This window comes from Pannonibacter sp. CBAS1226, from assembly GCF_055685825.1.
In genome coordinates this window covers 535818-547564 of record NZ_JBVOUO010000001.1, presented here as the reverse complement: position 1 = coordinate 547564, position 11747 = coordinate 535818, and the positions used below count along the sequence as shown (strand labels likewise).

At 62.2% G+C, this 11747-nt stretch carries 7 protein-coding genes; 6 read left to right on the top strand and 1 reads right to left on the bottom strand.

Annotated features, from left to right (window positions below):
• The first annotated feature begins 260 nt into the window (after positions 1 to 260).
• From AC0CMF_RS02470 to AC0CMF_RS02445, 6 genes are all read left to right on the top strand, one after another.
• The gene (locus tag AC0CMF_RS02470; protein WP_472480904.1) at positions 261 to 3983 is read left to right on the top strand and encodes a vitamin B12-dependent ribonucleotide reductase; all 3723 of its coding nucleotides are present in this window, start codon (positions 261 to 263) and stop codon (positions 3981 to 3983) included.
• A gap of 230 nt (positions 3984 to 4213) precedes the next feature.
• Positions 4214 to 5740: an adenylate/guanylate cyclase domain-containing protein gene (locus AC0CMF_RS02465; RefSeq protein ID WP_374630693.1), complete on the top strand. Its 1527-nt coding sequence runs from the start codon at positions 4214 to 4216 to the stop codon at positions 5738 to 5740.
• A 35-nt stretch (positions 5741 to 5775) separates the two neighbouring features.
• A complete protein-coding gene (locus AC0CMF_RS02460) occupies positions 5776 to 6534 on the top strand; it encodes an E2 domain-associated cysteine-rich protein (RefSeq protein ID WP_374630702.1) in 759 nt (252 codons plus the stop codon).
• Positions 6535 to 6544: 10 nt separating this feature from the next.
• Positions 6545 to 7111, top strand: coding sequence for a Pycsar system effector family protein (locus AC0CMF_RS02455; protein WP_374630695.1), 567 nt, complete (start codon positions 6545 to 6547; stop codon positions 7109 to 7111).
• 1531 nt (positions 7112 to 8642) lie between these two features.
• Positions 8643 to 8849 carry a hypothetical protein gene (locus AC0CMF_RS02450; RefSeq protein WP_050473287.1) on the top strand — a complete coding sequence of 69 codons (207 nt, stop codon included), beginning with the start codon at positions 8643 to 8645 and terminating at the stop codon, positions 8847 to 8849.
• 7 nt (positions 8850 to 8856) lie between these two features.
• Positions 8857 to 9561, top strand: a complete 705-nt coding sequence (locus AC0CMF_RS02445; RefSeq protein WP_374630697.1) for a nucleotidyl transferase AbiEii/AbiGii toxin family protein — start codon at positions 8857 to 8859, stop codon at positions 9559 to 9561.
• Positions 9562 to 9705: 144 nt separating this feature from the next.
• On the opposite strand, the gene AC0CMF_RS02440 is transcribed toward AC0CMF_RS02445, so the two are convergent.
• Positions 9706 to 11724 (bottom strand): L,D-transpeptidase family protein, encoded by a 2019-nt coding sequence (locus AC0CMF_RS02440; protein ID WP_374630699.1) that lies wholly within the window; start codon positions 11722 to 11724, stop codon positions 9706 to 9708.
• Between the last annotated feature and the right edge of the window lie 23 nt (positions 11725 to 11747).

Genomic DNA, 11747 nt, shown 5'->3' with positions numbered 1-11747 from the left:
CCGTTGCGCTGGCAGCTTGGACATCGCGGCACCCGGCTTCTGGCCGTCCGCATGCGGAAACACCAGTGGCAGGCCACCAGGGTGGCAGGATCAGGGAATTCCTCACTGAAAGAGTGAGCCCGGCTCTGAACCGGGCCTCGATTGACAGGGTAGCGGCACTATTGAACGTCCGGGATGCGGCTGCGCCCGGGCAACGGATTTTTGCGGCCTGACGCAAGGCGGATCGCCTGCCGGGCCGGCACGTTGAAGGGGGCATGGGAATGCGGATTGAACGGCGTTACACCAAGGATGGACAGTCCCCTTACGCTGAGATCGACTTCACCACGACCACGAGCGAGATCCGCAATCCGGATGGCTCCGTCGTGTTCCGTCTCGCGGACATTCAGGTTCCGGCCCAGTTCTCGCAGGTCGCCTCCGACATTCTCGCCCAGAAGTATTTCCGCAAGGCCGGCGTTCCGGCCCGCCTGAAGCCGGTGGAAGAGAACACCGTTCCCTCCTGGCTGTGGCGCCGCGAGGCCGACATGGCCGCTCTCGAAGCCCTGCCCGAGGGCGAGCGCTTCGGCTCTGAAACCGACGCACGCCAGGTCTTCGACCGTCTGGCCGGCACCTGGACCTACTGGGGCTGGAAGAGCGGCTATTTCGACGGCGAGGCCGATGCCCAGACCTTCTACGACGAGCTGCGCTTCATGCTGGCGACCCAGAAGGTGGCGCCGAACAGCCCGCAGTGGTTCAACACCGGCCTGCACTGGGCCTATGGCATCGACGGCCCCAGCCAGGGCCACTTCTATGTCGATTTCCAGACCGGCGAGCTGGTGAAGTCCGCCACCGCCTATGAGCACCCGCAGCCGCACGCCTGCTTCATCCAGTCCGTCGAGGACGATCTCGTCAACGAGAACGGCATCATGGACCTGTGGGTGCGCGAGGCGCGCCTGTTCAAGTATGGCTCGGGCACCGGCTCCAACTTCTCGCGCCTGCGCGGTGAAGGCGAAAAGCTGTCCGGCGGCGGCCGCTCCTCCGGCCTGATGAGCTTCCTGAAGATCGGCGACCGGGCTGCGGGCGCCATCAAGTCCGGCGGCACCACACGCCGCGCCGCCAAGATGGTGGTCGTGGATGTGGACCATCCGGACATCGAGGACTACATCAACTGGAAGGTCAAGGAAGAGCAGAAGGTGGCCGCCCTCGTCACCGGCTCGAAGATCTGCCAGAAGCACCTGACCGCCATCATGAAGGCCTGCGTCAACTGCGAGGCGGACAATGGCGACTGCTTCGACCCGGCCAAGAACCCGGCCCTGAAGCGCGAAATCCGCGCTGCCAAGAAGATGATGGTGCCGGAAAACTACATCCGCCGCGTCATCCAGTTCGCCCGTCAGGGCTACACCAACATCGAATTCCCCGCCTACAACACCGACTGGGATTCGGAAGCCTATCTGACCGTTGCCGGCCAGAACTCCAACAACTCCGTGCGTGTGACCGACGGCTTCCTCAAGGCCGTGACGGATGACGGCACCTGGGACCTGACCGCCCGCAAGGACGGCAAGGTGATGAAGACGCTGAAGGCGCGCGAGCTGTGGGAGCAGATCGGCTATGCCGCCTGGGCCTCGGCCGATCCCGGCATCCAGTATCACACCACCATCAACGACTGGCACACCTGCCCGGCCTCGGGCGAGATCCGCGCCTCCAACCCCTGCTCGGAATACATGTTCCTGGACGACACGGCCTGCAATCTGGCGTCCCTGAACCTGATGCAGTTCCGCCGCGAGGACCGCTCCTTCGACGTGGACGCCTATGAGCATGCGGTGCGCCTGTGGACCGTGGTGCTGGAAATCTCCGTGCTGATGGCGCAGTTCCCGTCCAAGGAAATCGCCGAGCTGTCCTACCGCTTCCGCACCCTCGGCCTTGGCTATGCCAACATCGGCGGCCTGCTGATGACCTCGGGCATCCCCTATGACAGCGATGCGGGCCGCGCCCTTTGCGGTGCCCTGTCGGCCATCATGACCGGCGTGTCCTATGCCACCTCCGCCGAAATGGCCGGTGAGCTGGGCGCCTTCCCCGGCTATGGCGACAATGCCGCCCATATGCTGCGCGTCATCCGCAACCACCGCCGCGCCGCCCATGGCGAGGCAGCGGGCTACGAGGCGCTGTCCACCAATCCGGTGCCGCTGGACCATGCCTCTTGCCCCGACAAGGCGCTGATCGAGCGGTCGAAGCTGGCCTGGGACCGGGCGCTGGAGCTGGGCGAAAAGCACGGCTACCGCAATGCGCAGGTCTCCGTCATTGCCCCCACCGGCACCATCGGCCTGGTGATGGACTGCGACACCACCGGCATCGAGCCTGACTTCGCGCTGGTGAAGTTCAAGAAGCTGGCCGGCGGCGGCTATTTCAAGATCATCAACCGCGCCGTGCCCGAAGCCCTCGAGGTGCTGGGCTACAAGCCGAGCGAGATCGCCGAGATCGAGGCCTATGCCGTCGGCCATGGCTCGCTGGATCAGGCGCCCGGCGTCAATCCCTCCAGCCTCAAGGCCAAGGGCTTCACCGAGGACAGCCTTGCCAAGCTCAAGGGCTCGCTGAAGTCGGCCTTCGACATCAAGTTCGTCTTCAACCGCTGGACGCTGGGCGATGAACAGCTGACCGCCCTCGGCGTCACGGCTGAGCAGATGAACGACCCGGCCTTCGAGCTGCTGCCGTTCCTCGGCTTCTCCAAGGCCGAGATCGAGGCTGCCAACATTCACGTCTGCGGCGCCATGACGCTGGAAGGCGCGCCCTTCCTGAAGAAGGAGCATTACCCGGTCTTCGACTGCGCCAACCCCTGCGGCAAGACCGGCAAGCGCTACCTTTCGGTGGAAAGCCACATCCGCATGATGGCCGCCGCCCAGCCCTTCATCTCCGGCGCCATTTCCAAGACGATCAACATGCCGAACGAGGCGACCGTCGACGACTGCAAGGAAGCCTACATGCTGTCCTGGCGGCTGGCGCTGAAGGCCAACGCGCTCTACCGCGACGGCTCCAAGCTGTCCCAGCCGCTGAACTCGCAGCTCATCGCCGATGAGGACGAGGACGCGGAAGAGGCCGCCGAGGCGATTGCCGCAAAACCCGCCGCTGCCAAGGCAGAAGTCATTGCCGAGCGCATCGTCGAGCGGATCATCGAGCGCACCGTGCGTGCCCGCGAAAAGATGCCGGACCGCCGCAAGGGCTACACCCAGAAGGCCCGCGTCGGCGGCCACAAGGTGTATCTCACCACCGGCGAATATCAGGATGGCCGCCTCGGCGAGATCTTCATCGACATGCACAAGGAAGGCGCCGCCTTCCGCTCCCTGATGAACAACTTCGCCATCGCCATCTCGCTCGGCCTGCAATATGGCGTGCCGCTGGAGGAATATGTCGACGCCTTCACCTTCACCCGCTTTGAACCGGCGGGCATGGTGCAGGGCAACGAGGCGATCAAGAACGCCACGTCGATCCTCGACTACATCTTCCGCGAACTCGCCGTCTCCTACCTGGGCCGTCATGACCTTGCCCACGTGCCGCCGGAAGCCATCGGCAACACCGGCATCAGCGCGGGCGCCAGCGAAGGGCGCGGCGAACAGGGCGTCGTCTCCCACGGCCTCGTGCGCGGCCAGACCGAGCGCTTCCGCCTCGTCTCCGCCAGCGGCGAACCGGCCGGCTCGCTCGCCGGTCAGGGTCCGGCTCATGGTGCAGCTCCGGCCGTAAAGGGGACCGCAAGCGCCCCCATCGCCCAGACTGTCGCCCAGACCTCCGCCGTCGCCACCGCCTTTGCCCGCTCGGGCAACACGGAACTTGCCGTCAAACTCGAAACCGCCCCCGCCCCGGTAGCGGCGCCCTCTTCCGCAGCCGAGCGCATCGCCCAGGCCCGGATGAAAGGCTACGAAGGCGAAAGCTGCTCCGAATGCGGCAACTTCACCATGGTCCGCAACGGCACCTGCCTGAAGTGTGACACCTGCGGCTCCACGAGCGGGTGCAGCTGAGGGGGGTGAGGTTTGTCTGAATGGGTTTGTCACCGATGTCGCTAGAGCAGTCATTAGAAGCCATTTAGCTCTGTAAAAAAACTTCGTCGTCAAACGCTAAACTTGCGCGCTGATGAGCCGACGATCCGGGCACCGAAAGGTGCCCGGAAAATGCATAAAGGAACAAATAGTGAAACAATCGCATCCGTGGGCTGAGTCCCTCGATGCACCAGTTTGGAGATGAAACACACATGGCTAATGCATGGAAGCATGATCGGGCAAAGGCTGCGATCGACGCACGCATCAACGATGTCAAGACCGTTACTGTGGTCGACTACACGCGCGACACCTCATTGAAATCCATTCCGACGAGCAAGGCGTACCGCGTCGATGGCGTTCATATCTACGTAGAGATCGTCAACTTCGACGATATGCTTTGGTCGACTGAGACCGAGGGCGAAACGTGTCATAAGCGAGCGCTCCGGTTTCTGAATTTGCACTATCGCGCGGTTCATCGGATTCTGGCCGATGCCAACGCCATCCGTGTCGACTTCCATAATCAGCGGCTTCATGCTGTGGTCGCCAAGCCTTACGGCGACGATTCCGCTGAGGATCGCGTTAACCGTGCTGTCGCGATCGCCAAATTGATCACCGACGTGCTCGCAGAAACCGGCGACGACGACGAGAAAATTCCGAATGCGCAACTGCGAATCGGGATCGATACCGGAAAGACGCTTGCGGTGAACAACGGGCGTAGCGGTAACCGCGAGCCGCTTTTCCTCGGCCGTCCCGCAAACATCGCAGCGAAGCTAGCTTCCAACAACGAGGCTGTCGGGATCTATCTGAGCAACGAAGCCCGTGCAGCGAGTGGCCTCGACGCGGCGGACGATCCCGCAATGACCAAATTGACCGACGAAGAGATCAAGGCCTGCGATGCTTCGGCGAAGCTCGGGCTCAGCAAAGAAAAAATCGTTGCAGACTGGAGGAAGGACAACGAAGCCAATCCTATCGGGGCATTTGCTTTCTCGCGGGCGACTCCGCCACTGAAGAACTTGGACATTTCTGTTCTTACGCCGGGTAATTCGAGGCGCATGGAGATGGTCTCGATCTATGCCGACGTCGACAACTTCACGGCCTACGTAAACGCTCACATCGATGACGAGCCGGAGAATGTGGTCCGGTGCCTTCATGTTATCCGTGCCGAGCTCGACAGGATCATCAGTGCAGACTTTTCGGGCCGAAGGATCCGCTTCATTGGCGATTGTATCCATGGCCACATCCTGGAAGGAACGGCCTATAACACCGATACCGATGCCACCATCTCCACTGCGGTACTTTGTGCTGGCGGACTTCGCAGCAGTTTCGATCTTGCTCTCGAACGCCTTCAGGATAACGGTGTGGACACAGACGATCTGGGCCTTGCCATCGGCTTTGACTTTGGCCCGGGTTCGATCACACGCCTTGGAATGCAGGGGAGCCGCATTCGGTGCTCGACCGGCCGCTCGGTGCTGCTGTCCGAGGCCGAACAGAAGCGGTGCGATGGAACGCAAACGGCAATCGGCCAGTCTGCCTACGAAGAGGGGCCGTCTTCGGTACGGAAGCTCTTCGGGGCGTCCCGTCGGGTCGCTAAACTGACCTACGATGTCGCACTCGAAGCACTTGCCGCCGAGGATGATTCCACAGCAAAGGCGGCGCGGGCCATGCTCTATGCGGCAGCGAGTCCTGCCATTGCTCGAGCGGCAGAGGCACCTTTCCGCCCGCATGCAAAGATCGATTGAGGCCAGCGTTGTCGCCTATCGAACATCTTCATAGCGTGGCACATAAGAACCACGCCCGGCTCATCTCTGGCAACGGCGAACGAGCGATATACGGCGTCAGTCCGCCTAACGCCTCCGGCGCTCCCTCATGCGAGTTCATCCTAGAAATCTCACGTGAGGGAGAGACAGTGTCTGTGAAAGAGGCAGAGGCGACCCTCCTACCGTCTTTCTGCGCGGAGCGGCACATCAATTCGGGCGGCACGTTCTGCCTCTACTGGGGTGAAGTTGAACCAACGCAGATCAAGGACCACGAGGATGCGGAGGCTTGGTGGGGAAAGCTTCTGACCTTTCTGCTCCGCCAACGTTCTGCAGCCGCGCTACGGCGCTGGCCGGGTAAGGCTGACGCTCGCGCGCATGGTTCGGAGGCTGCGCGCTTCCAAGCCATAGCAGAGGAGCATGCTGCAGCCCTTGGTCCCAAGTTCATTACCTTACTGAGAGATAATCGCCTTAGCGTGGGGCGCGGGTACCGCCGGGATCGCATCACACTTTTTCAGGACGGTCAACGCATGGTTACCGTACTGCCCACCGCACAACGCATCATGACACTGCGTCAAAGATGCAAATGCGAACATGCCGATGTTCACCGTTTACCGCTGGCCTCCTGTGGTGACCATGCGCGGAGGCTTGCCGAACTCGTCCTTAACATGGATGGCTGGCAGAAAGCAGAAGCCAATTTCTATAGGTATCTGCGCGCCAGAAATCAGATCTGCTGCGGAACTATGGACGATTGCCCGCTTGCAAAACCTTCCGGCTGAGGAAAAGAACATGGCCAAAAACGACCAACAGGAAGCCTATGAAAAGCTGCTTTCCGCGAACCACAACAGAATGATCGAGTTCTCTAGGTTTGCCGAGGCAAAGAATGCTGCCCTTCTGACTTTTTGCTCCGTCTGGATGGGAGCGATCATCACGCTTCTCCGATCTTCGGAGGAACTGCCAATTGGGTTCAACCACGCTTTAAAAGGGGCCCTGCTCTTTCTCTTCGTCGCCGCCGTGATCAGCCTGCAATCTCTACTGCCCAAGTTTCTTGACCATATGCATAAGCGCGAGGATGACTACAAGTGCCTCCTTTATTTTGGTGATATCGCCAAGATAGGAACAAAGGACTACCCTGATATGGCGGCTGATCTTTACCTACCAACTGGCAACGACTCAACGACCGCAACCTACCTCCATGATCTGTCGGTACAGACCGCGATCCATGCGAAAATCGCGGATCGGAAATTCCGGATGTTCAACTTGGCCGGAACCCTGGTTCTGACTGCTTTCGCAATCATGACACTTCCGCCGCTGGTCTTCGGTACCCGCTGGGTAATCAGCCAATTGCATTGCTGATGGTATCACGATGACAATAGCAGACGGCATCAGGAGTAACGCGACCACGACATTCCAAACCTGTTGCCCCGCGCGGGAAGGGACAACAGTACCTGAGCCCACGGATCTCAAATTCTCAGGTGACGCGTACACTTCAAAACAGCTACGATCCTTTTACGCGGAGTTGGACGGCTCAACCATTAGATCGAGAAGAAGAAACGGCAGTTCGCAGAAAACGAGCACACAACTCGACTGCATAGCCTTTGGTGAACTCGGCTAGCAGCTGTTCGCTCCTACCCCGCCAATTGGAGTATCGAAAACCGTCGCGCCTCTAGTCGCGGCGGATTAAAAGCTCAGTGGTGGGTCAGAGCGAATATCCGGGACCGGTGAGCCGGTGCCTCCCGTCACGATCCAGTTGCACCCCGGCTCTCCGGTCCCGGCTCGGGGGCCGGGATGACGCATTGAGAGGGTTGAGGACCATAACAGGCCCCGGCACAAGGCCGGGGCGGCGCGGCTCGGGGTTTTCTGGCCCGGAGGAGGTGGCCTGGAGGAGGTGGCCCGGCGGCGGTGGCTGCCCGCTGGCGGCGGTGATGGCGGCCTCCGTTCTCAAACCGCTTTTCATCCGTAAAGCGCAAGCAATAACAAAAACCGATCCAAGAGCGGGTTAGGCGGGTACAAGCACCACCCCACACTCCGCGCCGTCCCGGTCCTGTGCCGGGACCTGTAAGGGACGCAATGGCTGGAGAACTGTCCGGAATATACCCCCCGACAGGTCAGCCCCCTCCCCTCCACCATCATCTCACACGAAGCGCAGCGGAGATCCGGGAGCGGTGAGCCGGGGCCTCCCGTTCACGATCCAGTTGCACCCCGGCTCTCCGGTCCCGGCTCGGGGGCCGGGATGACGCATTGAGAGGGTTGAGGACCATAACAGGCCCCGGCACAAGGCCGGGGCGGCGCGGTGCGGGGTTTTCTGGCCCGGTGGAGGTGGCCCGGCGGCGGTGGCTGCCCACTGGCGGCGGTGATGGCGGCCTCCGTTCGCAAACCGCTTTTGCCCGCAAAGCACAAGCAATACCAGCAGCCGATCCGAATGCGGGTTAGAAGGGACCTCCTCGCCCCACACTCCTCGCCGTCCCGGCCCCAGATCCTAAACTTGGGCCGGGACCTGTAAGGGACGCAATAGCCAAAGAGCTGTCAGCCCCTCCCCTCCATCATCATCCCGGACGAAGCGCAGCAGAGATCCGGGACCGGTGAGCCGCCCCCCGTCACGCTCCATCAGCAGCCCGGCTCTCCGGTCCCGCTCGGGGGCCGGGATGACGGATTGAGAGGTTTGAGGACCATAACAGGCCCCGGCACATGCTCCGAACTTCCGGGCCAAGGCGGCGCAGCGGGAGGTGTCCGCAACGGTGGAATGACAGCGAACCGGGGCATGGAACGGAGGCGGCAGCGCCGGCAGGGCTCATATGTGCGCAGCACGCCGCCGGTCCGGCTGAACAAATGCCCCACACTGGATATTTCCGGGAAAGAGATCTATATTTGACGCTGCGAGGCAGACATGAAGATTGAGACAAGCCACTATCCGCAGCTCAGGCTGCTCTGCTGGAGCCGTCCCGGAAATCCGGTGCTGGACGGACAGGAGGCTTTTGATCTTTACGAGCGCAACTGGCGTTTTGTCGATACGGAAGCTCTCGAGGACGGCGAACGCGGCCTGATTGCGTTGCTGACAGCACGCTATGGCAACGGCATCATGCTGGCTGCCTGAGGCTGGCATGGCAAGGTTTTTCAAGCGCCCGCACCATCAGGCCATTCTGACTGCCCTGCATGGGCTGAACGGCGAGTTGATGCACCGTGCGCAGTGCTTTTTTGGCGGCGGCACCGCAATCGTGCTGCAACTCGGCGAATACAGAGAAAGCGTTGACATCGATTTTCTCTGCGCCTCGCAGGAAGGTTACCGCCTGATCCGGCAAACCGTCTTTGGCGCAGGGCTTGCGGGTCTGATCCGGCCGGAGGCTGAGATTACTCCCCTGCGGGAGGTGAAGACGGATCAATATGGCATCCGCACAGCATTTGAATGCGGCGGCGCGCAGATAAAGTTCGAGATCATCCGGGAAGCGCGTGTCACCCTGAACGGTGCTTTCGATCCGGACCTGAGAGTGCCGGTTCTTGCCCGCACCGACTTGTATCTGGAGAAACTGCTGGCCAATGCCGACCGCTGGGCAGACAGGGCCGTACTCAGCCGGGACATCATTGACCTTTCGATGATGATATCCAGCTGGGGCGAGATTCCGGCTGCGGCATGGACACGCGCCCGCGAGGCCTACGGCGACACGGCCGGGCAAGCCTATGCGCAGGCAGTCGAATTGATCCGCGACCCTGAATACTTGCGGCATTGCATGGAAAGAATGGCTATGAGTGCCACCTTTGCGGACACCATTCTCGCACCGCATGGCGGACCTCTGCCCAAGGCCCGCTAAGCCAGCGGCTCAAACGCTCCCGGATACGGCACCTGCGGGTCGCATGGACGCTGTCCACCCGGCAATTTGCCGCCCCTTCCCTGCCCCGCAAGAAAAAAGGCGGCCCCGGTTGGGCCGCCTTCATCAGGTTTATGCGTTCAGACCTCAGCTTTCCGCCGTTCCCCGCGCCTTGCGGGTGGCCTCGAGGGCTTTCTGCAGATAGGCGTCGCGGTCATAGACATCGCCGAAATAGCCGATGCTGCCATCCGTCTGCGGCCAGGCGGTGAAATAGGCAATATAGACCGGGATGTTCCCGGCAACGTCTTCCGAGTTGTTCTTGCCCGTGGCAATGCGGCTGGCCACATGCGCCTCGGTCTTGCCCAGCACGGCGGCGGCCATGGCGCGCGGGTCGGCAAGGCGCACGCAGCCGTGGCTGAAGGCGCGCATGTCCTTCTTGAACAGCGAGCGCGACGGCGTGTCATGCATGTAGATGGCGTGCTTGTTGGGGAAGAGGATCTTCAGCTCGCCAAGCGCGTTGTCATCGCCCGGGCGCTGGCGCACGTTGACCCGCATCTTGCCGGTGGCCACCGCATGCCAGTCAACACTGGCCGAGGAAACCGGCTTGCCCGCCGCCGTCGTCACCTCATATCCGGCCTTGTCGAGCCACGCCGGATCCTGCTGCAGCTTCGACAGCTTCTCATTGACGATGATCGAATAGGGCACGCCCCAATAGGGATTGTATTCCACCGTCTCGATGGTGTCGTAGAAGAAGTTGGTCTGGTTCGACTTCTTGCCGATGACCGCGCGCATTTCCAGCGGCGCCTTGCCCGGCTCGAAATAGGCAACCGTGAAGGCCGGCTGGTTGATGAAGACGCGGCGCTCGCCAAGATTCTCCGGCAGCCAGCGCATCCGCTCCAGCGCCAGTTCCACCTTGGCGATCTTCGAGGCGTTGCTTTCGCCCATCAGCGCCTGGATGGTGCCCGCCCCCACCACGCCATCGGCATTGAGCCCGGCTTCGGCCTGATAGGCCTTGACCAGACCGGCGATGGCATCGCTGTAAAGCTCCTCGCCCATATAGGTGTCGAGCAGATCCTTGTGCGCCTCCAGCAGCGCCGCCGAGCCGCGCAGGCGGATGGCGGCGACCACATTCTTCACCTCGGGGCTGGACTTGCCGGCTTTCAGCAGCGTGCCGGCCGCAATCACCACCTGCGGGGTATCGGCGGTCTCGCGCTTCAGCCGCGCCAGCTCTTCAACCAGCGCGGTAAACTGGGGCGATGCCAGCTGGCGCGAGCGCAGGTACTGTCCCGCATCGGCAGCCGCCGCCAGCCCTTTCGCCTCGGCCGTCAGGTCCACCTTGTGGCGCGGCAGGTCGTGATAGCCGGAGATGCGGTTCGGATCGACCCGGCCACGGCGCGCGTCCAGCACATAGGTCAGCGCCGCGATAGACGCCTTCACCTCAAAATCCACCAGAGCCGCATCGCGGGCCGCCGGCTCAAGGCCGGTGAGCGCAGGCGCCTCGACCCGGTAATCGGCCGGATCCAGCCCGAAATCCCCTGCCCGCTCCAGCTCGGACTTCAGCGCGGCGAACCGGGCACCGGGCGCACCATTTTCGACCCAGACGAAACGCGGCTCCTGCGCATAGAACGCTTCGACCGCCTTGGCCACTTCCGGCAAGGCCTTGAAGCTGAGCGCGGCAAAGGCCGGGCGTGCCGCGTCAAAGGCCAGAGCCGCCTTATCTCCGGCGGGCTCCGGCTGAACGGCCGGCGAAGCGATGCTGCCGGTCTGGTCAGCCACAGAGTGAGGTGCAACGGCCTGAGGTGCAACGGGCTGAGCGGACACGGTCAGCGCTGTGCCAGTCTCACCGGACGTGGCACCGCCGGCCGTTTGAGCTGCTGCGGGCTGGGGGCTTACGGCCAGCGCCTTCAGAGAGAAGGCCGCCAGCTGATCGGCCTTGTACGTGTAATATTTCGGAGCGGAGACCTTGTTGGCGGCGATCACGGCCTTGTCCAGCACCGGCGCCGGTGCCGGCTGAACAGGCTGGGGCTCGTCCACGGGACGTCCGCCGAAAATCCGGTCCAGAAACGCATCGGCAGGCTGAACGCTGGCGGTCAGCGTGAGGGAAGCAATGGCAGCGCTTGCCAGAAGTGTGGAGAGGAAACGTGCGGGCTGCAGCGTATGACGCATGGTCTCAAAAGGCCTCAAGCTCG